Origin of the sequence: Halobacillus naozhouensis (assembly GCF_029714185.1) — a bacterium.
GTDB lineage: Bacteria > Bacillota > Bacilli > Bacillales > Halobacillaceae > Halobacillus_A > Halobacillus_A naozhouensis.
Map to the genome: position 1 here is coordinate 1,121,540 of NZ_CP121671.1, position 23,474 is coordinate 1,145,013.

The 23,474-nt window shown below is 40.8% G+C and carries 28 protein-coding genes; 18 read left to right on the plus strand and 10 right to left on the minus strand.

What is annotated here, in order from left to right:
- The first annotated feature begins 77 nt into the window (after window positions 1-77).
- Window positions 78-359: a hypothetical protein gene (locus P9989_RS05785; RefSeq protein ID WP_283077855.1), complete on the plus strand. Its 282-nt coding sequence runs from the start codon at window positions 78-80 to the stop codon at window positions 357-359.
- A 19-nt stretch (window positions 360-378) separates the two neighbouring features.
- Complete coding sequence (locus P9989_RS05790) at window positions 379-864, plus strand: DinB family protein (RefSeq protein WP_283077856.1); 486 nt, start codon at window positions 379-381, stop codon at window positions 862-864.
- Between the two features lie 15 nt (window positions 865-879).
- On the opposite strand, the gene P9989_RS05795 is transcribed toward P9989_RS05790, so the two are convergent.
- Complete coding sequence (locus P9989_RS05795; protein WP_283077857.1) at window positions 880-2,067, minus strand: M14 family metallopeptidase; 1,188 nt, start codon at window positions 2,065-2,067, stop codon at window positions 880-882.
- Window positions 2,068-2,206: 139 nt separating this feature from the next.
- On the opposite strand from P9989_RS05795, the gene P9989_RS05800 reads away from it, so the two are divergent.
- The 6 genes from P9989_RS05800 to P9989_RS05825 all read left to right on the plus strand — a co-directional run bounded on the left by P9989_RS05800 (window position 2,207) and on the right by P9989_RS05825 (window position 7,595).
- Window positions 2,207-3,394 carry a DEAD/DEAH box helicase gene (locus tag P9989_RS05800; RefSeq protein WP_283077858.1) on the plus strand — a complete coding sequence of 396 codons (1,188 nt, stop codon included), beginning with the start codon at window positions 2,207-2,209 and terminating at the stop codon, window positions 3,392-3,394.
- A gap of 280 nt (window positions 3,395-3,674) precedes the next feature.
- Window positions 3,675-4,316, plus strand: a complete 642-nt coding sequence (locus P9989_RS05805; RefSeq protein ID WP_283077859.1) for a class I SAM-dependent DNA methyltransferase — start codon at window positions 3,675-3,677, stop codon at window positions 4,314-4,316.
- 4 nt (window positions 4,317-4,320) lie between these two features.
- Window positions 4,321-4,776, plus strand: coding sequence for an S-ribosylhomocysteine lyase (locus tag P9989_RS05810; RefSeq protein ID WP_283077860.1), 456 nt, complete (start codon window positions 4,321-4,323; stop codon window positions 4,774-4,776).
- A 19-nt stretch (window positions 4,777-4,795) separates the two neighbouring features.
- A complete protein-coding gene (locus P9989_RS05815; RefSeq protein ID WP_283077861.1) occupies window positions 4,796-5,713 on the plus strand; it encodes a PLP-dependent cysteine synthase family protein in 918 nt (305 codons plus the stop codon).
- A gap of 5 nt (window positions 5,714-5,718) precedes the next feature.
- On the plus strand, window positions 5,719-6,855 hold the full coding sequence (locus P9989_RS05820; RefSeq protein ID WP_283077862.1) for a bifunctional cystathionine gamma-lyase/homocysteine desulfhydrase: 1,137 nt from the start codon (window positions 5,719-5,721) through the stop codon (window positions 6,853-6,855).
- A gap of 101 nt (window positions 6,856-6,956) precedes the next feature.
- Window positions 6,957-7,595, plus strand: a complete 639-nt coding sequence (locus tag P9989_RS05825) for a TraR/DksA C4-type zinc finger protein (RefSeq protein WP_283077863.1) — start codon at window positions 6,957-6,959, stop codon at window positions 7,593-7,595.
- Window positions 7,596-7,631: 36 nt separating this feature from the next.
- Here P9989_RS05825 and P9989_RS05830 read toward each other — a convergent pair whose 3' ends face one another.
- Both P9989_RS05830 and P9989_RS05835 read right to left on the minus strand, forming a co-directional pair.
- Complete coding sequence (locus tag P9989_RS05830; protein WP_283077864.1) at window positions 7,632-7,991, minus strand: Lin0512 family protein; 360 nt, start codon at window positions 7,989-7,991, stop codon at window positions 7,632-7,634.
- A 433-nt stretch (window positions 7,992-8,424) separates the two neighbouring features.
- The gene (locus P9989_RS05835; protein ID WP_283077865.1) at window positions 8,425-9,243 is read right to left on the minus strand and encodes a GNAT family N-acetyltransferase; all 819 of its coding nucleotides are present in this window, start codon (window positions 9,241-9,243) and stop codon (window positions 8,425-8,427) included.
- A gap of 153 nt (window positions 9,244-9,396) precedes the next feature.
- On the opposite strand from P9989_RS05835, the gene P9989_RS05840 reads away from it, so the two are divergent.
- Window positions 9,397-9,669, plus strand: a complete 273-nt coding sequence (locus P9989_RS05840; RefSeq protein WP_283077866.1) for a hypothetical protein — start codon at window positions 9,397-9,399, stop codon at window positions 9,667-9,669.
- Window positions 9,670-9,735: 66 nt separating this feature from the next.
- On the plus strand, window positions 9,736-10,407 hold the full coding sequence (locus P9989_RS05845) for a DUF3298 and DUF4163 domain-containing protein (protein ID WP_283077867.1): 672 nt from the start codon (window positions 9,736-9,738) through the stop codon (window positions 10,405-10,407).
- A gap of 18 nt (window positions 10,408-10,425) precedes the next feature.
- On the opposite strand, the gene P9989_RS05850 is transcribed toward P9989_RS05845, so the two are convergent.
- On the minus strand, window positions 10,426-10,980 hold the full coding sequence (locus tag P9989_RS05850) for a GNAT family N-acetyltransferase (protein WP_283077868.1): 555 nt from the start codon (window positions 10,978-10,980) through the stop codon (window positions 10,426-10,428).
- Between the two features lie 405 nt (window positions 10,981-11,385).
- Window positions 11,386-12,291, minus strand: coding sequence for a TIGR01777 family oxidoreductase (locus P9989_RS05855; protein WP_283077869.1), 906 nt, complete (start codon window positions 12,289-12,291; stop codon window positions 11,386-11,388).
- Between the two features lie 99 nt (window positions 12,292-12,390).
- On the opposite strand from P9989_RS05855, the gene recX reads away from it, so the two are divergent.
- Window positions 12,391-13,215, plus strand: coding sequence for a recombination regulator RecX (gene recX, locus P9989_RS05860; RefSeq protein WP_346274892.1), 825 nt, complete (start codon window positions 12,391-12,393; stop codon window positions 13,213-13,215).
- Between the two features lie 114 nt (window positions 13,216-13,329).
- On the opposite strand, the gene P9989_RS05865 is transcribed toward recX, so the two are convergent.
- Window positions 13,330-14,121 carry an HAD family hydrolase gene (locus P9989_RS05865; RefSeq protein ID WP_283077871.1) on the minus strand — a complete coding sequence of 264 codons (792 nt, stop codon included), beginning with the start codon at window positions 14,119-14,121 and terminating at the stop codon, window positions 13,330-13,332.
- A 247-nt stretch (window positions 14,122-14,368) separates the two neighbouring features.
- On the opposite strand from P9989_RS05865, the gene glcT reads away from it, so the two are divergent.
- The 3 genes from glcT to P9989_RS05880 all read left to right on the plus strand — a co-directional run bounded on the left by glcT (window position 14,369) and on the right by P9989_RS05880 (window position 17,815).
- Window positions 14,369-15,211, plus strand: coding sequence for a glucose PTS transporter transcription antiterminator GlcT (glcT, locus tag P9989_RS05870; RefSeq protein WP_283077872.1), 843 nt, complete (start codon window positions 14,369-14,371; stop codon window positions 15,209-15,211).
- 329 nt (window positions 15,212-15,540) lie between these two features.
- Entirely contained in the window at window positions 15,541-17,532 is a 1,992-nt protein-coding gene (gene ptsG / locus P9989_RS05875) for a glucose-specific PTS transporter subunit IIBC (protein WP_390306648.1), read from the plus strand.
- A 16-nt stretch (window positions 17,533-17,548) separates the two neighbouring features.
- Window positions 17,549-17,815, plus strand: coding sequence for a phosphocarrier protein HPr (locus P9989_RS05880; protein ID WP_283077874.1), 267 nt, complete (start codon window positions 17,549-17,551; stop codon window positions 17,813-17,815).
- Window positions 17,816-17,867: 52 nt separating this feature from the next.
- Here the strand turns inward: P9989_RS05880 and P9989_RS05885 are convergent, their stop codons facing one another.
- Entirely contained in the window at window positions 17,868-18,527 is a 660-nt protein-coding gene (locus P9989_RS05885) for an SDR family NAD(P)-dependent oxidoreductase (protein WP_283077875.1), read from the minus strand.
- A gap of 126 nt (window positions 18,528-18,653) precedes the next feature.
- Here P9989_RS05885 and P9989_RS05890 point away from each other — a divergent pair, with 126 nt between their 5' ends.
- Window positions 18,654-18,998 carry a YfhH family protein gene (locus tag P9989_RS05890; RefSeq protein ID WP_283077876.1) on the plus strand — a complete coding sequence of 115 codons (345 nt, stop codon included), beginning with the start codon at window positions 18,654-18,656 and terminating at the stop codon, window positions 18,996-18,998.
- 46 nt (window positions 18,999-19,044) lie between these two features.
- Here the strand turns inward: P9989_RS05890 and P9989_RS05895 are convergent, their stop codons facing one another.
- Window positions 19,045-19,176 (minus strand): YpzG family protein, encoded by a 132-nt coding sequence (locus P9989_RS05895; RefSeq protein WP_283077877.1) that lies wholly within the window; start codon window positions 19,174-19,176, stop codon window positions 19,045-19,047.
- A 1-nt stretch (window position 19,177) separates the two neighbouring features.
- Entirely contained in the window at window positions 19,178-19,342 is a 165-nt protein-coding gene (gene sspK / locus P9989_RS05900) for a small acid-soluble spore protein K (RefSeq protein WP_079526682.1), read from the minus strand.
- Between the two features lie 115 nt (window positions 19,343-19,457).
- Here sspK and P9989_RS05905 point away from each other — a divergent pair, with 115 nt between their 5' ends.
- Entirely contained in the window at window positions 19,458-19,724 is a 267-nt protein-coding gene (locus tag P9989_RS05905; protein WP_283077878.1) for a YfhJ family protein, read from the plus strand.
- A gap of 44 nt (window positions 19,725-19,768) precedes the next feature.
- On the opposite strand, the gene P9989_RS05910 is transcribed toward P9989_RS05905, so the two are convergent.
- Complete coding sequence (locus P9989_RS05910; protein WP_283077879.1) at window positions 19,769-20,773, minus strand: metal-dependent hydrolase; 1,005 nt, start codon at window positions 20,771-20,773, stop codon at window positions 19,769-19,771.
- Window positions 20,774-20,834: 61 nt separating this feature from the next.
- Between P9989_RS05910 and mutY the strand changes: the two genes are divergently transcribed.
- Window positions 20,835-21,923, plus strand: a complete 1,089-nt coding sequence (gene mutY / locus P9989_RS05915; protein ID WP_283078849.1) for an A/G-specific adenine glycosylase — start codon at window positions 20,835-20,837, stop codon at window positions 21,921-21,923.
- 414 nt (window positions 21,924-22,337) lie between these two features.
- Window positions 22,338-23,363 (plus strand): C40 family peptidase, encoded by a 1,026-nt coding sequence (locus P9989_RS05920; protein WP_283077880.1) that lies wholly within the window; start codon window positions 22,338-22,340, stop codon window positions 23,361-23,363.
- Window positions 23,364-23,474: the final 111 nt, after the last annotated feature.

The window sequence follows — 23,474 nt, forward strand, 5'->3', positions numbered from 1 at the left end:
AACTTGTGTGTTCTTCATGTTTGAGGGGATTGAAAAGGGGTATGATAAACAGTAAAACGAAAAAGGAGTTTGACCCTATGACTAAACATGTAGAGACTTATTTTGAGACGGAAAATGATGCTGAAAGCGCTAAGGCTTCCTTGCAAAAGCTTGCAATTGAAGAGGAATATATCGAGCCTATTCCAGATAACACACCATTATTATCCCGGCTAATCCCGTTAAATAACTTAGATAAGTCTGGCCCTGATAAACATTTAACCCATTTGCTGCGCTTTGATGTTAAGGATGAGAATTATGAAAGTGCTTTAAATGTGATTAAGGAGCATGCAGGACACATGGATCCTTCCGAATTAAAGTAAGTAAAGTAGGAGTGGCGTGATGAACGGTCTAGATTTTTCTAAAAAACAGCAAGTTATCAGGCATTTGGAAGAGTCGATCGATTGGGTGCAATCCCTGAATCAATTGCCTGAGGAGTCATGGCGGCTGCCCGTTGAAGAAGGAAAATGGAGCGTCGCTGAAGTCATTCGCCATCTTGCTCTATGGGATGACTTTATAATCCATAAACGGCTACCGTACCTGTTTACTTCTCAAAATTTACCCGTTGTTCCCGATCCAGAGGTTATCAACTCTAAAGCGGCCATTCAGGCTAGGAACGATAGTATAGAAGAAACAGTTGAGTTATTTAAACAAACGAGAAGCGAATTATTGGAGGGGTTACGAGATATTGAAGACATCCGATATGATGAATCTCTTACCTTGAAATCGAGAAAAGAAAGCTTATATGATTATTTGAAAGGAATTATGGAGCACGATGAACACCATTTTGAGCAAATTAAACAGGTTATCAATGAAAAAGATGCCTAATAACAGGCATCTTTTTTACATGTACATGCTCGCTAGAAAGATTCCGCGGGATTTATTAAAAATTTCATTAAATTGACTGAGCGGCAGCGGGTTAACCCCATGCCCTAGTTCAACGGTAAAGCCGGGACGCCGCCATTCTTTTATAAACCAGTCTTTGTAGCCCGTATAACTATCAACGAACCGGATGGGCTCATAACTGCTTCCCCGAGCAAATTCATCGACAATCTTTTCAGCTTTTGAAGGCTCAAGACCTTCATAGCCCCAGTAGATGACTTCTCCTTGAGTGTGAAACGCCAGCACTTTTTCAAATGATCGTTCTTCGGCTAACTTCGCCATGGCTATACTTTCTGGTTCTGTCAGCGGCCTAGTGCCCGGAAAGTCTCGAGGTGAAGGCTTCTTCGGTTTACGCGCAGCCTCGAGTTCCCACTTGGCAGGATATTGTTTATTCAAATCAACACCACGTATATTAGCTTTCCAACCTTTGAAATCTGTGCTTCCATTGTTAATTCTTAGTGCCAGTTCGCCGAATTCTCCTTTTGGGGGACCGTTTAAAACGAGGTTTACTCCATCAGGATCGACCATTGGAACAATCGAGAGAGTAACCTTATCATAAAGTGGGTTCGTCATACGGCCGCGAATCGGTTCCTTGTTAGTGAGGGATAATAAGTACTCATTGAGAAACTCCATTATTATAGCTGTCGTAATCCACTCATTGGCATGAAACGATCCATTCCAATGCACAAGTTTCGGACCTCGGCCAATTTGCAGTTCGACTAAATGTTTTCCCATTACACTATTTCCGATCGTTTTTCTTCTTATAAAAGGGTATAATTCATAAAGTTGGTTTAAATGATTAGTCAGCACTTGAAAGTCATAGTTTTGATTACCGTTGACCACCGGATTTGTTACGCGAGTCGGAATTTGAATGACTTGCCCAACCTGTAGTTCAGCAGAGGTGGCTGACGGATTGAGCAAGAGCAGATGGTCTAATGAGACTTTATTAGATCCAGCAATTTTATAAAAGGTATCTCCTGCTTTTATTTGATAGCTGGTAGAACGATAACCAGGAATCTGTACAGTTTTCCCAATAGGAAGAGCAGTAGGAGAGAGGGCGGGGTTGGAGTCAATCATTAATGATAAAGGAACATTAAAGGTGGCTGCATAATACCAAAGTGTATCTCCTTGTCTCACTTGAACTTGCATAGGTATCCTCCTCACATAACATATTCGATATAGTATATGGATGACTAGCGTCGTACATGAAATAATTTTCCGGAAAGGGCATACAGAATCCGGGTTTGAGGACATTTAAAAAATATAAATGAACTAAAGAAAGAAGTGAATGCTGTTGAAAACATTTAAAGAGATTGGAATAGAAAAGCACTTCATAAAAAAACTTGACGAACAAGGCATTACAGTGCCTACACCAATTCAAGAAAAGACGATTCCTCACTTGTTAACAGGAAAAGATGTTATCGCAAAAGCACAGACGGGGACAGGGAAGACGCTTGCTTTTTTGCTACCTATTTTACAAAAAATCGATGTCGATAAAAGTGAGGTTCAAGGATTAATCATTACGCCAACTAGGGAGCTCGCTATTCAAATTACCAAAGAGGCGGAAAAGCTTCTCCCAAACGGAGTAAATGTTCTAGCTGTGTACGGGGGCCAGGATGTAGCCGCGCAGGCTCACAAATTAAAAGGACGAGCACATCTCGTTGTGGCCACACCTGGACGACTGCTCGATCATGTGCGAAGAGAAACGATCACACTCGTTAATGTTAATCATGTCGTTCTTGATGAAGTAGATCAAATGCTTGAAGCTGGTTTCCTAACAGATGTAACTGACATTTTGCAGCAAACACCTGAAGATCGGCAGACGAGTGCTTTTTCAGCAACCATATCAAACCAGGTTACTTCACTTTCTAATAAATATTTAACTCATCCAGAGAAGATAACGGTGAAGTCGGAGTCAGTTACATTGTCGGAAGTTAAACAGCTTGTCTATGAAACGACAGACCGTGCTAAACAAGATACTTTATTAAAAATCATGAGTGAACATCGTCCATATTTGGCTGTTATTTTTTGCCGAACAAAAAGAAGGGCCAAAAAGCTGAATGACTCTCTGCTTAGACATGGATTTGAAGCAGATGAACTTCATGGCGATTTATCTCAAGCGAAACGAGAGAAAGTGATGAAACGTTTCCGTGAGGCGAAAATCCAGTATTTAGTTGCCACAGATGTCGCTGCTAGAGGCCTCGATGTTGAGGGAATTACCCATGTGTTCAACTATGATGTACCTCAAGACTCTGAGAGTTATATTCATCGAATTGGCCGAACAGGGCGGGCCGGGGGCAAGGGGCTGGCCATAACGTTTATCGCAGCTAAAGATCGTCAGGCTCTACGCGAAATAGAGAAGGGGATCGGGGAGAAACTCCACAGGCGCACACTGGATACGCTGTCCCCAAAGAAAGAAGATGATCGACCTGGTTCAAATAAGCCAAAACGTTCATCTAAACGAAGAAGAAAGTAAGTAGCCAATGCAGCCTCTAAGCAGGCTGTATTTTTTTATGGGGAGAGTGGTTAGGGAACAATCCTGAGGAGTTAGGTGTATCCCTTCGAGTTAAGAAACAATTTCTTACGTTAGAGAACAAACCATTTATTCAGACTTCTGTACAGCCTAGACTCGTACGGTTTATAAATAAACTTTTTCAAAAATCAATAACATTGAGTCAGGTAGTAAAATATGATAAATTATAAATATAATTCCGAGTATATGGATAGGAATTATTAATTATAAGGGGTGGAAGCTAATGGGAGTAGAATTTGTCGACTTGTTTAATCAATGGGCAAGTTCATATGATGATACAGTTTCGGGGAAGGATCCTGAATATAAAGAGGTTTTTGAAGATTATGATGTTATGCTTCAGGAGCTGGCAGATTTAGCGATCTCCCCTGTACTTGAGTTTGGGGTAGGAACGGCAAATTTAACGAGAAAAATGGTTTCCCAAAATAAAGTGGTAGCAGGTATTGAGCCTTCAGAAGAAATGCGTCAGATTGCGAATGTGAAATGTCCTGAAGCAGCTGTTTATAAAGGTGATTTTATCAATTTCCCTTCTTTACAACTGCCTGTTCGTTCAATCGTCAGTTCCTTTGCTTTTCATCATTTAAAAGAAGAGGAGAAACGATTAGCATTAAACGTTTATTATGATAAACTTGAAGAAGGTGGAGAGGTTATCTTCATCGACACCCTCTTTAAGGATGAGGCACACAAATTGTCCTTAATAAAAGATGCTGAGGAGAAAGGTCACCTTAACTTAGCACAGGATTTGCAGGAAGAATATTATCCTTACCTCGGAGACTTAGAGCACCTGTTTGTGCAGCAAGGTTTTGAGGTATCGTTTAAACAAAAGAACAAATTTGCTTGGTTAATACAAGCTAAAAAAGGAGACTAAAACTATGCCTATGAATGTGGAAAGTTTCAATCTTGATCATACGAAAGTAAAAGCACCATACGTACGTCTGGTCGGTGTAACAGAAGGAGAGCACGGCGATAAAATTTATAAATATGATATCCGTCTGAAGCAGCCGAATAAAGAGCACATGGATATGCCGGCATTGCATTCTCTAGAACACCTTATGGCGGAAAAAAGCCGTGACCACCATAGCCGTATCATTGATATCGGTCCTATGGGATGTCAAACAGGATTTTATTTAGCAGTCCTCAATGATGATAACTATGAAAATGTCCTTCAATTGCTGGAAAATACCCTGAAAGATGTGCTTGAAGCAGAAGAAGTTCCAGCATGCAATGAAGTGCAATGCGGTTTCGCAGCAAGTCATAGCTTAGAAGGTGCGAAGAGGCTTGCTCAAGAACTGTTGGATAAACGTGACGAATGGACAGAAGTCTTTTAATTTTGGAGGGTGAGCATGTATGGCTTACGTTAAAAACGTACAATCATTAATCGGCAACACACCGATGATCGAGCTGACTCACTCATCGATTCCAAATCAGGCTCGTATTTTTGCTAAGCTTGAATTCATGAACCCAGGCGGTAGTGTAAAAGACCGGCTGGGTTTAAAGTTGATTGAAGATGCGCTGGGGAGAGGTCTATTAAAGCCTGGTGGAACGATAATTGAACCAACAGCCGGTAATACGGGTATCGGTGTAGCCCTGGCCGCAATAGGCAGAGGGTTCCGTGTCATGTTTGTAACTCCTGAGAAGTTTAGTCAGGAAAAGCAAACCTTAATGAGAGCGCTTGGAGCGGAAGTTGTCAATACACCGACTGAAGATGGGATGCGTGGGGCGATCAAACGAGCGGAAGAGCTTTGTAAGGAAATACCTAACTCATTCAGCCCGCAGCAGTTCAATAACCGAGCTAATCCCGATACGTACTATGAGACGCTGGGACCGGAAATCTATCGTGATGTAAATGGCGAGATTGACGTGTTTTTAGCTGGAGCCGGCACAGGCGGGACTTTTATGGGGACTGCCCGCTACCTTAAGGAACAGAACGACTCCATTAAAACAGTCATTGTTGAGCCAGAAGGTTCAATTTTAAACGGTGGAGAACCTGGTTCCCATCTAACAGAAGGAATTGGAATGGAATTTTTGCCTTTTTATATGGAAAAGGAATATTTTAATTCGATTCACACGATTCCCGATCAAGTGGCTTTTAACCGAGTGCGGGAGCTTGCTCTCAACGAAGGAATGCTTGTCGGGAGTTCTTCTGGTGCAGCCTTTGAAGCAGCACTAAAGGAAGCTGAACAGGCGAAACCAGGAACGAAGATTGTTACGATTTTCCCTGACAGCAGCGAACGCTATTTAAGTCAAGGGATTTATGAGGAGTGATGTCAATGAGAAAGAAAACACAGCTGATTCATGGTGGAATTACTGGAGATGAAAAAACAGGCGCGGTTTCTGTGCCCATTTACCAGGTAAGTACCTATGCTCAAGATGGTGTCGGCCAACATCGCGGGTATGAATATTCAAGAACAGGCAACCCGACGAGATTTGCCCTTGAAGAATTGATTAAGGAGCTTGAAGGCGGACATGCAGGTTTCGCTTTTGGTTCCGGAATGGCCGCCATAACTGCCGTATTAATGACGTTCAATCAGGGCGACCATATTGTGTTTACTGATGATGTGTATGGCGGGACATATCGTCTCGTTTCTAATGTGATCAATCGTTTCGGGTTGGAAGCAAGCTTTGTTGATACGAGTGATGTAGAAAATATTAAAGCGGCCGTAACAGATCGCACAAAAGCAATCTATGTAGAAACCCCAACCAACCCGCTTTTGAAAATCACTGATTTGAAGAAAGTATCTGATTTTGCGAAGGAAAAAGATCTTACTTTTATTGTTGATAACACCTTCAGCACACCTTATTGGCAAAATCCGATCGACTTTGGAGCGGATATCGTTCTTCATAGTGCAACCAAATATCTGGGCGGACACAGTGATGTTGTAGCTGGTTTAGTTGTTGTGAATTCACAACAATTGGCTGAAGATGTACATTTTGTCTTAAATTCTTCAGGCGGTATCCTAGGGCCGCAAGATTCTTGGCTACTGATGCGCGGTATCAAAACACTGGGTGTTCGCATGGAAGAGATTGAGGATAACACGCGTCAATTTATTGAGTTTTTGCAAGGACTTCCGGAAGTGACTAACATTTATTATCCTGGCCTTGAAGATCATAAAGGATATGACGTTCACAGCCAACAAGCTCGCGGCAGCGGTGGAATGATTTCCTTTGATGTTGGAAGCGGGGAAAAAGCAGACCGAGTCCTCAAAAATACTCGTTTCTTCACACTAGCTGAGAGCCTTGGAGCTGTGGAAAGTCTAATTTCCGTTCCAGCAAAAATGACCCATGCGTCGATTCCCGCCGACCGTAGAGGAGAACTGGGAATTACCGATGGCTTAGTAAGAGTATCCATCGGCCTTGAAGATATTGAAGATTTAAAGGAAGACTTTTTACAAGCGTTACGTAAATAACCAACAGAGCGGCCTTTTCAGAAAGGTCGTTCTTTTTTTTGATTGTATAGGGAAGGTTGAGATAGCCACACTAATCAGTAAGAAAGACTGGAGTGTGAAAAATGGATTATACACATTATAAAAAACAATTAGAAGAACGCAAAAGAGAGATTGAACAGCAGTTAATTGACAATAACCATTTCGGGCTGGAGCGTGGTATGGCAAGCGGTCGGTCATCTGGGGAATTATCACAATATGACAATCACCCGGCTGACTCGGGAACGGATCTTTACGAACGAGAAAAGGATATGGCGTTGTTAACCCATTTACAAGATGAACTATCGGAAATATCCTACTCCTTAAAGCAAATCGAACAAGGCACATATGGGATTTGTGAGGTAACTGGAAATGAGATCCCTCCCGAGCGGCTGGAAGCGATGCCGACTGCAAGAACTATTAAAGCTGCAGCGGACCAGCACGTCCCTGGCGACCGCCCGGTGGAAGAAGAGGTGCTTCATGAACTGGAATGGGATGATGGAAATGACAGTTATGAGGAAGTCGCTTCTTTTAATGATAGTGGGATGACCTATGAAGGATCGTCTTTGATGGAGGCTGATGAAAATCCTGGTTATGTTGAGGAATTTGAACCGTTTGTTTCAACAGAAATTGAAGGGTATACCGGATCAGAACAAGTTCATTTCCAGAGAAATGAGTATTATGAGAAATATATGGACCAGCAAGACGAGGAGCAATCAGAATAAAACTTAGGCCCCAGAAAAAACTGGGGCCTATTTTAATCAATAACCGACTTCAACGGCCGTATTTACAATATACATCATATCATTTTGGTCTTCTTTATCTTCTAAGAAAATGCGACTTGATGTCAGCATACCGCCCTGGTTTTTTTCCAGGGTTACCTGGCCGTATGGTATGGCCTGTTTCACTTCTTCTTCGTCAAGCTGATCATGATCTGTAGGCAGAGCCAGTTTCACATGAATTTTCATTTCATCAAGGGACTGATTAGGTAATGCAGTTTTTATCCCAGGCATTGAGTTTGAATGGATCGCATTCTGGATGGCTCTGACAGAAGCTTTCGTTATATTCTGTCCATGTACATCGGTGCCGGTTCCGGTTTGGATAAACATGACTTGTTCCATTTGGATCTCCTCCTTCATGATGGTGTCCTACTGTTTCTATTTACTTTCAGCTAAGGTTTTAAACTTATATACTGAGATTTAATCAATAATAAATAATTAACTTACAAAAAGTAAGTGACCGTGGATGTTTCAACGATAGAAGATTTATATATAGGAACCGTCACAATTAGAGTGACTGACTTAAAGAGATCCATACTTTTTTATGAAGAATCGTTGGGGTTACAAACAAGGCGGACCTGATCATGTGTTTAGCGAAGCCATACACAGCAAATATGGGAAGCCATTAAAGAAAAGTTAACGGCGCACGATTACCCATTTGAACTAGAAGGGAAAACAATAAAGGTCAAGGATCCGGATGGAAACTCATTAATTGTTGTTTATTAAGCAAAAAAGGAACAAATCTTTCGGGAGATTTGTTCCTTTCTTTGTTGACTTATATAGTTGAAGGCTCTTTTACCTTTTCGAAAATATGCATCATCCACTTGCCGATATCCTCAAAGCCAAGTCTTTTATAGATCGATCCTGCCTCAGGGTTATCATAAAAGAGACAGAGCATTCTCCCTTCTGCTAATAAATCCCGACACAATTTATGCATGCAGGAACTTGCCAATCCTTGACGTTTATAGTGGGGATGGGTACATACACCAACGACCATTGCTGACTTTGAGTTTTCGGCCGTTGTGGATGCACTTGAAATCATTACGCCCTGTTCTTCAATGTAATAACTTCTTGCCGATTTTTGTTCAATCCCTCTCCTGATGCTATCTTCGCGACTGTTATCCTGCTCAAATTCAGAGATCTGATTTTGTAATTTAACAAGTCTCGGGACGTCTTCCGTGGTCGCCTGTTTAACACGATTGATGTCGAACTCTGGGTTCAACTTTTTGGCTTCATCACATTTGGCGTAGTATAATTCGCGGGTTCTAACCTTTCCGTTTTTAATATGGGGAAGGATTTTTTCAGTGATTTTCTGGAGACCGGATAACTGCATAAACTCTGGATCACTGTTAATAATAGCCGCAAACCCCTTGGCATTAAAAGAATCGTTTGCATAAGCAATGTAATTGTTGTGGTATTTTAAAAGTACAGCACGTAATTGCTTAACTTCTGAAAAATCTCCCCACAATTTCTGGAAATCCTGTTCATAACCAAAATTTTCAATATCGCCAATAATAAATAAATTTTCAGCCGGTTTAGCGGATAAAAGCTGCTGACATTGCGGATCGTCTTGAGAAGTAAGCCTGCGAATCATACAATCCCTCCCTTTTTTAGTAAAGTGTTAAACAGTTTATCAAATTTTCACAAAAAAGCAACATTAATTTTCGAATTTAAAAAAAAGAGTTGAATTGTTGGAAAGGGATGGATATAATAGAACAAATGTTCTTGTTGGAAGGGTGATGGAAGGATGAAAGGCTGTCTGATTGTTAAAGCGGCAAAAATAAAAGCAAATGAAATAGCAGAAGAATTGGTGGAAACTTTTGGTGCCAGCTTAATTAGTCAAAGGTCACTTAATGAGAGTATTGTTACGGTAGCAGAGATTACGAATAAGTTAGATATCTGGCAGACTGCTTTTAAGTATGAGTGCCTAGGAATTGAAACAGCATATGGATTCGCAGATGGAGAAAACGAAGCAATTTATATCGCGAACGAGAAGATGGATCAGCGAATGGAAAAATAAGTTATGGTTTTTCTCCTTTAGATTTAACTAATTTGGTCACACTAATTCTAAAGGAGGAATGGGCTTTTGAAGAAAATAAGTATAATATGGTTTCTACTCATAATTACATTCAGTGCACATGTATTTGCTACTGAAAGTTTATATACGATTGAAAACAGAGACAAAGTCATGCAGGATTATGAAATTCACATTGATTATCCAGTGTTTAATTCTCTTCACAATATGGAACTTCAAGAAAAAGTAAATAAGAAGATTAGCAATCATTTGGAAGATACAATGAGGGAAGTGAAGCGGGTTGCTGAAGAATCGAGTGGCTTTCCTATTCTCTACTATGGAGAAGAATTTGTTGTGGGAGAAGATCAGTTTTATTCTGTGGTTCTGACCGCTAATATTTCAAGAGGGAAGAAATATAATTCGAGTGTGACATCCATAAATTTCGAAAATGAGGAAGATGGTCAAATCTTTACTTTAAAGGATATAGTAGACATGAATTTGCTAAATCAAGAAGTAAAAAAAGAGTTGGCCAGTGAACCAGATACTTATTATCACCAATCGTTCAATTCTGTGAGAGAAGATACAGCTTTTTATATTAGTGATGAAAAACTTACTCTTGTTTTCAATAAATATGAGGTTGCCCCAGGAGTATATGGTACTCCGGAAATTAGCATTCCCCTGAAAAAGGTAAAAAAAGATCCCCCTGCCGACGAAACAAACGTTCCATTTCCGCAAATCATATAAAAGAAGCATAAGAGCACCTTATGCTTCTAACATTTCCTCTTTGTTTTGTCCCGACTCGCCATAGTAATGGAAGAGATACTGTTCTTTCGTGATCACAAATAAATCATAAACTTCGTAGTCATGGTTAATCCTCGATAAGACATCTGGAAAAAGTTCGTTTGCCATCATGACATAGGGGATCTTCAGAGCAGCTTTCATGGATCGAATATTCGTACGGCGAATTTTCATAAAAACCGCTTCAATATCGAGCTGGAAAAATAACTCCTCGAAAAATAACTCTTTGGCCATTCGATTATACCCTTTTCCGAAGTAAGGCTGACCAATCCATGTTGCCAGGAAGCCTTTGTTATCCTCGATATCAAACAGATTAATCGTTCCGATTGGCTGTGTCCATTCATCAAGGACGGTACGAGAAATTAGCTCACCGTTTTCCTCTGCCTCTACCATTTGCTTCGTCAGGAAATAAAATTCATCACTTGAGAGAGCTTTGTGACGAACATATGGAAAAACTTCTGGATGAATCATCAGGTCGAATAGTGGTTTAGAATCATGCAAATCACGCTTTATTAACATTAAAAGTCCCTCCTTACGAATAAAGGAGGGCAGTCTGAACGCAGGGAAGTAGCGTGCTTAGTTGGTCCGGACCACCCTCGAATTTTTATCAATTGCTCACAAAAATTCGGGGTGGGAATCGAACCCACTAGAACCAGCATCTCAACTGGTGGCGCACCATTTGCCTTCCCTGCACCTACGGTCAATATGACTTACTTAAGGTAATCATAATCGAATTTATTTGAAAAGGGAATAGGCATTCTTACAAATTTTCGTTTACGTCACTGCCTTCCCATCCACCCCCCTCAACATAGAGTCAAAGATAAGGTATGAACATCTGCAAATCCTGGATAAGGCCAAGTCTTTTACCATCAGGTTATAAGTGAATAGGAAGGTAGAAGAAAGCGAGCTGGAAAGCAGCATCGCTCATCGTTTTAAGATAGACTGTAATGCTTGTTTTAATTCAGGGAATAAAAAAGTGTATCCCTGTGCTTTAGCTTTTTTAGGCATGACAGATTGGCCATCTAACAGCAGTGTACTCATATCACCAAGGATGGTTTTCAAGGCAAAAGACGGTGCCGTAATCCAGTGGGGTCGTCCAAGTACGCTGGCAAGGGTTTGACCAAAGTCTGTATTTCGTTTGGGATTGGGTGCTGTCCCATTGATAGGACCTTCCATTGAAGGGGTGTTTACCGAATGGGTAATGAGCTCTACGACATCCTTAACGTGGATCCAGGACATCCATTGTTCACCTGAACCCAAATTTCCTCCTACCAGAAGTTTGTAAGGCAGGATCATTTTTGGTAAAGCGCCCTCCTCCCCAAGAATCAAACCGAATCGAATGTAAACTGTACGTACTCCAAAATTTTGAGCCTTTGCTGCTCGTTTTTCCCATTCAACGACGACATTCGCAAGGAAGTCGCTTCCGGGTTGGTCTGTCTCCTCCGTAAACGTTTTTGTGTCCGATTTACCGTAATACCCTACGGCAGACGCATTAACGAGAACCTCTGGCTTACGGTCCATTCGTTCGATAAGATCGATCACACCTTCTGTAGCTTGAATACGACTGTTCATAATATTCCGCTTTCGTTCATCTGTCCAACGTCCGCTGCTTAAGGATTCTCCGGCCAGGTTGACAATGGCATCAACTGACGGTAAGTACTCCCAGGGGGCAAATTCATCCTTTAACCAGCCAATATAGCTAACATTCTCCGTATCATTATGCTTTTGAGGATTTCTTGTCAGTATATAAACGTGATGCCCCTCACGAGTGAGTTTGTCAGTGAGTTTTGAACCCACGAATCCTGTTCCGCCAGTAATAGCAAATTTCAATTGGATCTCCTCCTAGATTTTTGATCATGTGGGAAGGAAAAATAGTTCGTCACATGATCGTGTTCAATTATTCCCATGCTACAATAAGTGAGAAAGGGTGTGGTTCTTTTGCCAAAAATTACGCGAATTACGACACAGAAAAAGTCGAAAAACCGTTATAATATCTTCTTGGATCACGGTCAGGGCGAGGCTTATGGTTTCAGCGTCGATGAAGAGCTCCTCGTTAAATTTCACCTTCGGAAGTCAATGGAGATTGATGAATCTATGATCGCAGCGTTGATCCAGAAAGATACGATACATAAAACATATACCCTCGCTATTCATTATTTAAGCTACCGTATGCGTTCAGAAAAGGAAATACGTGATTATTTAGTAAAGAAGGAAGCTGATGATGAACAAATTGATGAAGTGATGAACCGTTTAAGAGAAGAGAAGCTTGTCGATGATCAGGAGTTTGCTAATTCTTTAGTCAGAACCCGTGTGCAAACCTCGAGTAAGGGACCGCTCTTAGTCAAAAAGGAATTAATCGAAAAAGGAGTAAGTGCTTCTGGAGCGGAAGAGGCCCTTCAGTTTTTCCCTTTTGATAAAGCGGTGGAAAAGGCTTTGAAATTTGCGGAAAAGAAAGCAGCCAGCGAAAAAAAGAAATCTCAGCGTCAGCTCATCCAAACCATCCAGCAGAATTTGATGCAAAAGGGATTTCAGAGCGATGTCATAAAAGAAGTATTTGAGCAATTACCAGAAGAGGAAGGGGAAGATACAGAGTGGGAAGCCATCGTTTACCAAGGAGAGAAATTACTCAAGAAATTTGAGCGAAAAGCAGAGGGATACGAACTAAAACAAAAGATTAAAACCGGGTTATATCGCAAAGGATTCAGCTTCGATTTAATCGAACGGTTTATTGAGGAAAAGATCAATGAGAGGTAATGTGCCTAAGAAAGCTTCGGTCATATCTGCTGAAGTCTTTATGTCACGATTTTATTATTGATGGATTATAATTAAACCGCTCAGCTATTTCAAATCACTGGGCGGTTCTGTATGTTAGACGAGACCTCGGTGGATTAAGTCATCAATTGCTTCATGGACATGATCAACGACAGTGTGGGCTTTAGCTTGAACTTCTGGATGAGCCGTTGACATGGCGTAACTGTTTGGCGTGACGGCAAACATAGAAAGATCATTAAAAGAATCTCCTATACAGGCAATTTCGTCAGGTTTGACATTAAGATGGTCTAATAAAGCTAAAACGCTATTTCCTTTATTAATTGATGGTGGCATAATGTCAATGACATTCTCGTGGGAAATAAAGATATCGACCGTTTTACCAAATTGATTTACAAGCTGTTCATGTACATGTGTAATATCTTCTTCATTTCCGTGCAGTGTGAATTTAGAAGGGTGGATAGATTGACCGAGCTCCATCACCATATTAGGATCAACAATAATTTCATGAAAAAGCTGTTCATTAATGATATCAATCCATTCGTTATGTTCTGATGTATAAGTGTCTGTTGCTGTGGAAATCGTTGTAACCATAGGGTGGCCCTGAATGTTATGCAAAACGTGATCAGCACTGGTTTTCGTAAATGTTTCTGAATGGATCAGAGAGTCGTCCTGGCCATAGATAAACGCACCATTTTGACTAATCCTATGCCCTTTTAGTTTCATTCTTCGGAGAATTTCTGTACTTTCATGTTCCATACGTCCTGTCGCAATCGCTAGTTCAATGTTGTGGTTAAGTAACCGATGAAAAGACTGAATATCTTCTTGTTTGATATAGTGGTCCTTACCCAGTAATGTTCCGTCAAGGTCTGTAATGAATAATTTTATCATGAGTTGAACTCCTTCCTACTCCCAATTAAGTCGTTAAAAAGCGCTGTCCATATAATCACTTCTTCATGAGCGAGTCTTGTAAACACGCCTTTGGAAATTGTACAACTTCAGCTAATGGGAAACAATGAAAAAGCTATTTTCCAAGTCTAGCTGTTGTCAAATGGGAACAGGAACTATACGATAAGAACTAGAGAGATAAACAGAAGGTTAGTAAAAAAGATTGGTATGATGGTGTGGAGGAACAAAAATGGATGAAGGTTTAATGATTGATAAAGTATTGAATAATAATGTGGTGATTGCGAAGCATCCCTCTTATGAGGAGGTTGTTCTCATTGGGAAGGGGATAGGCTTTGGCAGGAAAAAAGGGGATGCTGCTTCGTTTAATAAAGCCGATAAAACGTTTTTGCTGCGCAATGAGAAGGAGAAGGAACAGTATGTGAATCTCCTCCCTTATATTGAAGAAGACTTTATCGATTTTATGAACGATATTCTCTATCATATTGAAAATAGAATGGGACAGGAGTTAAATGAGCATATCCATGTGGCTTTAACGGACCACTTAGCTTTTGCGATCAATCGGTCACAAAAAAATATGCAATTTAGGAATCCTTTTTTACCTGAAATTGAGTCGCTCTACCCGAAGGAGTATCAGGTGGCCATGGAAGTTGTTACGATGATTTTTGACAAGACAAACATTCAATTCCCTGAAGGTGAAGTAGGATTCATCGCCTTACATATTCACAGTGCGGTAACGGATAAAACGCTTCGTGAGATCAATCGTCACAATCACTTGATTACAACACTAGTTCAGCTTGTGGAAGAAACAATGGAAGTGAACATTGATCGTCATAGTGTTGATTACCATCGTCTCGTCCAACATTTACACAGGGCAATAGACAGAGTCTATCAAGAGGAAAATACAGGAGATGAAATTCGGCTCGCTAATATGTTGAAACAAGAGTATCCTGTATGCTATAATCTTGCATGGAAGTTGATTAAAGTGATGCAAAAACAGCTAAATAAGCCAGTGGATGAATCAGAAGCTATTTATTTGACGATTCATCTGCAACGGTTAACCTATAAATCTTAACGTTACGTGTTACTGATACGATCAGGCATGAGTATCAGAGATCCTTGGTTATCATTGGGATATGTATATCCAAATGGTGCTGCAGGAACTCTATACTCATGCCTTTTTTAATGGTTAATTGTGGCGGTTTGAAGGGACTCTCGCTAGCTCCGGTCTTAATCGAACGTCTTTTCTCGTTCTACCGGGCACTTGTCCCTTTTGTTTTCAGCAATTATGAAACCGTTTTATTTTTCTGACGATTGCTGTTTTTCTCACAAATAAAAAAATAGGAGGAGATTTACTTGTTTAAAAACGCATTTGGTACATTGCAAAAAGTCGGTAAAGCCTTGATGCTCCCTGTAGCATTGCTGCCAGCTGCTGGTATTTTGCTGGCTTTCGGAACAAGTTTTGCTCAAGATGACTTTGTTGAAAAAGTTCCATTCTTTGGCACACCATGGGTTCAGACTCTACTTAAAGTAATGGCGGAGGCCGGCGGAATCGTCTTTGACAACTTGCCGTTATTGTTTGCTGTAGGTGTAGCGATTGGCTTGGCGAAAGGAGACGGTGTTGCCGGATTAGCTGCCATCATCGGTTACCTGATTATGAACGTCGTGATGGGGGTTCTAGGTGAAGTAACCCCGGAAATGGCAGCCTCAGAACCTGCTTATGCTGAGGTTCTTGGTATTCCAACCTTGCAAACAGGTGTCTTCGGCGGGATAATCGTCGGTATATTAGCGGCCTCGATGTATAATAGGTATTTCAATATTGAGCTACCGCAATTCTTAGGATTTTTTGCTGGTAAACGATTTGTACCTATTATCACAGCTTTTACGTCTTTATTCTTAGGGATCATTATGCTGTTCGTTTGGCCCTATGCGCAAACTGGTTTGAACGCATTGTCCCACTTAATGCTTGAAACCAACCAGACTGTGTCTGTCTTTTTCTTCGGTATGATTGAACGTGCGTTAATTCCATTTGGATTACATCACATATTCTATTCACCTTTCTGGTTTGAATTTGGTACGTACACAACTGCTGCCGGAGAAATTGTCCGTGGTGACCAGGCGATTTTCTTTGCTCAGCTGCAAGACGGTGTTGAATTTACAGCAGGTACCTTCATGGTCGGTAAATTCCCATTCATGATGTTCGGACTTCCAGCAGCGGCACTTGCAATCTACCACACTGCTAAGCCGGAACGTAAAAAAGTGGTTGGCGGGATTATGGCTTCGGCTGCCTTGACATCCTTCTTAACGGGGATTACCGAGCCAATCGAATTCTCATTCTTATTCGTAGCCCCGTTACTATTCGGTATTCATTGTATTTTTGCTGGTTTTTCCTTTATGATAATGGAGATTCTCGGTGTGAAAATTGGACAAACCTTCTCAGGCGGTTTGATTGATTTCATTCTCTTTGGAGTACTCCCTAACCGTACGGAATGGTGGTGGGTAATCATTGTAGGTCTTTGTTTCTCAGTGATCTATTACTTTGGTTTCCGTTGGGCCATTCTGAAGTTTAACCTAGCTACACCAGGACGTGAAGATGAAGCGGAAGATGCTGAAGATGATGGAGAAGTTGGCGATCTTCCATTTGAGATCCTCGAAGCTATGGGTGGTCAGGAAAATATCGATCACTTAGATGCATGTATTACACGACTCCGTGTTTCTGTGAATGATAAAGGTAACGTCAATAAAAACCGTTTGAAAAAACTTGGCGCTTCAGGTGTTATGGAAGTTGGAAATAATATTCAAGCGATTTTTGGTCCTGTTTCTGATACACTAAGAGGGCAAATGCAAGATATTATTGATGGCAAAACGCCTCGATCCAGGGAAGATGTTGCTGAAATTGTCAATGAAGCTAAAAGTGCAGAAGCACCTGTAACAGCAGGTAAATTAGAATTTATCAGCCCTATCCAAGGACGTGTACTCCCTATTACAGAAGTACCTGATCAAGTATTCTCTGGTAAAATGATGGGTGATGGTTTTGCAATTGAACCGAAAGATGGTAAGATAGTTTCGCCTATCAATGGTAAAGTGCTTAATGTTTTCCCAACGAAGCATGCGATCGGACTTCAAGCAGACAATGGAATGGAAATTTTGATTCACATTGGAATTGATACCGTCAAACTTAAAGGAGAAGGCTTTACGGCGCTCATAGAAGAAGGAGACACGGTTAAACAAGGCCAGGCCTTAATGGAGGTAGACCTTGATTATGTGAAGGAACATGCTCCTTCCATTGTGACACCAATCGTCTTCACTAATTTAAATGAGGGTCAGTCTGTGGAGCTGAAAGCAACGGGTGAAGTTAAGCGGAACGAGCCTGATATTATTCAATTAAGTAAATAAAAAGGAGCGAATTTTCATGGCAGAAGAAACAATAACGATTACTTCAGGTGACGGCCTGCATGCACGTCCAGCAACAGCTTTAGTGCAAATTGCAGGTCAATATCAATCTGATGTGAACATTGAGTACAAAGGGAAGTCCGTAAATATGAAGTCCATCATGGGAGTTATGTCCCTTGGGATTCCAAACGGAGCTGAAGTGAAGTTTACGGCTGAAGGTTCAGATGAAGCGGAAGCTATTGAAGCGATTGTGGCTAAAGTGAAAGAAGAAAAACTTGGCGAATAAGGAATAAAAAGGCTGGTCATTGCGATCAGCCTTTTTTTACATCTATACATACTTATTTATCAATAATGATTTCCTCGCGACCGTCATCTTCTTGGAAAATCTGCTCGGCTACGCCTTCAGGGCCTTTTAATATTTCAGGATTTGAAACATGTGTGCTCTCATGCCAGAAAGGTGTATTCATGCCGCCCATATATACAGCTGTAGCAGCCATTTCTTCGTGCTGCCATTCTTGATGGAGGCATTCCGTGAAGCCGCGAACTGCAAATTTTGATGCACAATAGACACTTTCGTTCGTCTTTCCTCGCAAACCGGCTGTAGAAATAATGTTTAGTACTCGTCCATTGGAAACCCTTAGTAATTCAGTAGCTTCCTTTGTCATGAGAATTGTACCTTTGACATTGGTATTAAACATTTTGGTAATATCTTCTTCGTCATAGGATTCTACATTTTTAAATATCCCCAGACCAGCATTGTTAATAAGGACATCAAGGTGACTAAGCTGCTTAATCGCTTCACTTACAGAGGCGGGCTCCGTGACATCGCAAATTAATACTTCGGCACTGCCCCCTGCCTTAGAGATTTCGTTTTTTACAATAAGCAGTTTGCGTTCTGTTCTGCCTGATAAATAAACGTGATAGCCATTATGAGCGTACTGATGGGCCAGTGCTCGGCCAAGACCTGTCCCGGCTCCAGTAATTAATACGTTTTTCATTTTCCAATCCTCCCATATAAATCTCCTCACCGTTTCTATTGTGAACAAATCCTGATAAAATGTAAATAGAGGGGCTGGGATGATGGCTTACAGTCCTAGCTGATAGCTGACAGGTTACAAAGGAGAATGAATGTGGAGAGAAGATATAGTGATCTTAGCTATGAAGAATTAAGATCAGAAATTGCCGAACTAAAAGAGAAAGCACTCAAAGCCGAGCAATTGGGGATGGTGAACGAGTATGCCGTTCACGAACGAAAAATCATTATGGCGAAATCGTATATGATAGACCCGAATCAATTCAAGGCAAACGAAGTCTATCAAATAGATGGGGACCCGGCCCATACGTTTTTCATTGAGTACATGAATGGAGTATTCGCCTGGGGTTACCGTAAGAACCAACAGGGAGAGCGTGCTGGAAAGGAAGAAGTGGCACTCCCGATTTCCATGCTGGGTGAAAAAATAACTAGGTAAAAATAGGGGAAACCTGTACACCAACATAAGTGTACAGGTTTTGTCTTTACATTCTTTTTCGCATTTGAACTTCTGTAATACGTTCAGATTGCGTTTGTGCTGTTTCACCATTTACCCTGTCTCTTAAGTGTTTTGTTCCACGGTGGGGAAAATGCTTTTTGCCTTTGTTATGAGACATACTAATATTTCCCTCCCTGGTTGACTTCACGTTCCCGCGATTTCAGCGCGCGCTCTTGGGGGTTAGAGTTTATGCTGCCGTCAGGACGTAAAGCTAAAAATTCACTTTGATCTTCAGGAGCACTGGTCATTTTCTTATTTGGAAATCCTTTTGCTTTATTACGCAATGTTCATTCCTCCTTGTCCACCTCAAGCTGTGAACGAACTTAGTATATGTCATATCCCTAGTGCTATGTGCTACAATAACAATGTAAACTTTGCCACTTTTTTGAGGTGAAAACGATGGAAGATAATTTTCAACGACTTGCTGAATATTTGTACGAAAAAAATGGTCATTTAACAATTGATGAAGCAAGAACATGGGTGGAATTGCTTTGGGAAGACTTTGAAACCACTCAGGCCAAGGCTGGGCGGCAATATAAAGGGAAGCAAATGACTGAACAGATCGTGGTAAGGTGGATTGAGAATTATGGTCCAAAACTCCATGAGTTTATTGCTACAAACCCTAAATATAAAGAACTGTTAAGGAAAAAAGGGCATCTTCATTAAGAAATCCGTGCTGAAGTCAGCACGGATTTCTTACTTGAGAATGATTAGCCTTTTGATTCGGGCGCTATCGATAATTTGTTTTGTAATTTTTCTTCGGTAAATACCCAGCCTGTGTACGAATTCAATATTTTAAGTTCATCTCCATGTTCATCATCAATTTGCGCAAGTGCTACAAACGGATAACGACCTTTTGAGCGATACCGTAAATCAGTGAAGCGCACTTCAGTGAATTCATCAAAATAGTTAATATCGTAACGATACACCGGTGAAAACGATAAAAAAGCTTTGATATTATGATCAGTCAGCGCTTTTTGGACGACAGGATCCTCGTAGTCAATGACTTTGTTTATAAATTCGTCCTGAATCGTAATGTGTCCATCGACAGCACGCCCAACGTAATAATGAGTTTTAGTGGTAATCGCGATTCGCCATACATTTTGTTTCATCGTAGGCGACGTAGCGACAAGCTCGACATCGTCAAAATAATGGTGGACGATTTTAACGAGTTCACGTTTTTCGAAATATCGTTTAACATAATAGAGGGCGATCACGAAATAGATAATCAGCCACGTATATCCTGGGTTAGCACCTAAATTCCAGGCGACGATACCTGCTAAATGCATAGTAAATATATAGGGATCAAACGTGTTAATGAACCCGTAGGCGACCCATCTTTTTGTAAAAGGTCGATATGCCTGGGTTCCATACGCATTAAATACGTCAACAAATACATGAAGAATAACCGCCAGAAATGTCCAGAGCCAAAGGTGTAAAAAGCTCACCTCAGGAGTGAATAAATGTATAAGAAAAGGGATGCCAAGTCCCCATAAAATAACAGCTGGGATCGAATGAGTAATTCCACGGTGATGTCGGATATACACAGCGTTATTTTTAAGTTTAAGAATCGTGTCGAAGTCAGGTGCCTGAGATCCTGCAAGTGTTCCAACCAATACCGCGTTAAATAACATAGGATCAGATTGGACAACAGGATCCAGAGTGGCTAATCCACCCAGCGCGACTCCCATGACTACGTGTGTACCAGTGTCCATTAAAGCTACCTCCTTTGGCAAAACGGCATAATCTAAAGTGTAACACGAAGGATGATGTATGATGAAAGTCGAAGAAAGAGTTCCTCAGATAATCGAGCAGTTTAACGAGCAGCATTTTAGGGACCAGTTGATTGACTGGTTTGATAAAGAGCAACGGATTCTCCCATGGAGGGAAAATCAAGATCCTTATCGTGTCTGGGTGTCAGAAATTATGCTCCAGCAGACACGTGTTGATACCGTCATTCCATATTATCATCATTTTATGAACCTTTTCCCAACTCCTAAAGATCTGGCAGATGCGGACGAGCAAGCCGTTTTAAAAGCATGGGAGGGTTTAGGGTACTATTCCCGAGCTCGTAATCTTCAAAACGCTGTACGCGAGGTAGTACAGGACTACGGAGGGATTGTACCGGATGATAAGTATAAACTTAAAAAATTAAAAGGTGTAGGTCCTTACACTCAAGGGGCGATCCTAAGTATTGCCTATGACCAGCCAGAGCCGGCAGTCGACGGTAACGTTATGCGTGTGCTATCAAGGATTTTGAATATTGACGATGATATCGCCATACCTAAGACACGGAAACTCTTTGAAGGTCTAGTATATGAACTGATTTCGGAGTCGAACCCTTCTGCATTCAACCAGGGGTTAATGGAGCTTGGTGCACTCATTTGCACGCCTAAATCTCCTTCCTGTCTGCTGTGCCCCGTTCAGGATCAATGTCGTGCATTTGCTGAAGGTGTCGAGTCAGAATTGCCTATTAAGTCTTCAAAGAAAAAGCAAAAGAAGGTCCCATATCTAGCCTTGATTATAGAAGATGAGAGTGGTAATGTACTTATTGAAAAAAGACCTGAGGAGGGTCTTTTGGCTTCAATGTGGCAATACCCTATGGTACCTATGACAGACCTGGATAAGGAGAGTGTAAAGCATTGGTTTTATGGTGAATATGGTCTGCACATAGAATTGCAATCGACCGTAGACCATGTGAAGCATGTCTTTTCTCACCTTATTTGGGAAATGGAAGTTGTACGTGTCAGCATCGTCGGTGGCGATCTTGATCGACAAAATGCGCAATTTGTATCGAAAGACGATATCGATAAGTTTCCATATCCTGTTTCACATCAAAAAATACATCAATATACTCTTTTGTAACAGCTATAATGTTCTGTATCTAAAGCTTTGCAGGTTTTTTATAAACTTCTGCAAAGCTTTATTTTTTTGTAAAATTTTTATTAATTTTCCAGGTGGATTAAGTAACGAAAACCAACAGCTTTTTTATGGTTACGACAAATTTTGACCGAAGTTATGAGCATCTTTTCATCTTCTCATTATTATGACTTTTTAAGCCAGTTTTATGCAGTAAAATAAGGATTCAGGGGTAAAAAATGACTATAATAACTAAACATGTAACACAACTGTAATTTAAATGTAACGAAACGTGGTGAAGCTTGTCATATCAAGGGAAATAATAGATTACTAGTCTATTACTCATGTTTCGGACTATTTACAACTAAATCTAATTTATGAATAATAGAAAACAGAGTAAATAATAGAGAGGGTTTTACGATGAATAAAAAACAATTGGCAACTGCTGTTGGGGGAACTTTAGTCGGAGCGTCACTTTGGGGAACGACAGTTTTTGCGGATGAATTACATAAAGTAGAATCAGGCGATACTCTTTGGGAATTAAGTAATAGATACGGATCTTCAGTCTCAGAACTTAAGTCATGGAACAATATAAATAGTCATCTTATCTTCGTAGGTCAGTCACTAGTTGTAAATAAAGATGGTTCATCATCAAATGAATCGACTTCAAGCAACGGTACAGCAAGTACATATACAATCAAAAGTGGAGACACTTTATCAGGAATTGCAAGTAAATATAATGTTTCCGTAAGCAATTTGATGGCATGGAACAACTTGAGCTCTTCTTTAATCTTCACAGGTGATCAGCTGTCCATTAATGGAACAAGCAATACATCTGGAGATTCAAGCGAAGTATCACGTCCTTCCAGAGAATCAACTGCCAGTGATAACGTTAAAAAATACACTGTGCAGCCTGGTGATACATTATCTGAGATTGGGTCTCGTTTTGGCGTAGGCGTTTCTTCACTGAAAAGCTGGAATAACATTTCCGGTCATATCATCTATGTGGGCCAAACGTTAAGCTTAAAAGGATCAGCTCTTACGGATAAGGTTGACACTTCATCTAATACCACAAATACAGAGGTTTCAAACTCTGGATTAATTCAAGAAGCTAAACAACATATTGGCACACCCTATCAATGGGGCGGAGAGTCACCAGCAGGATTTGACTGCAGCGGTTTCATCCAGTATGTATTTGAAAAAGAAGGGATCAGCCTTCCACGTACTGTTGCTTCCATCTACGCTGACAGCCGCTTAGACAGTGTTTCTAACTTGCAAGTAGGAGACCTTGTTTTCTTCGAAACGTACAAGCCAGGTGCTTCTCATGCTGGAATTTACGTTGGCGGTAATCAGTTTATCCATGCAGGATCTTCACGTGGAGTAGAAATTAGTTCACTTTCTAACCCATACTGGAGCCCGCGTTACATTGGAGCAAAACGCTTCTAAAATAATGATTTATACAAGAACGCTTCTTCGGAAGCGTTCTTTTTATTGTGCCATGATTCGCTCGAACTATTTACTACAAAAAAGATGAAAAAAAAGAGAATGAAATTGGTG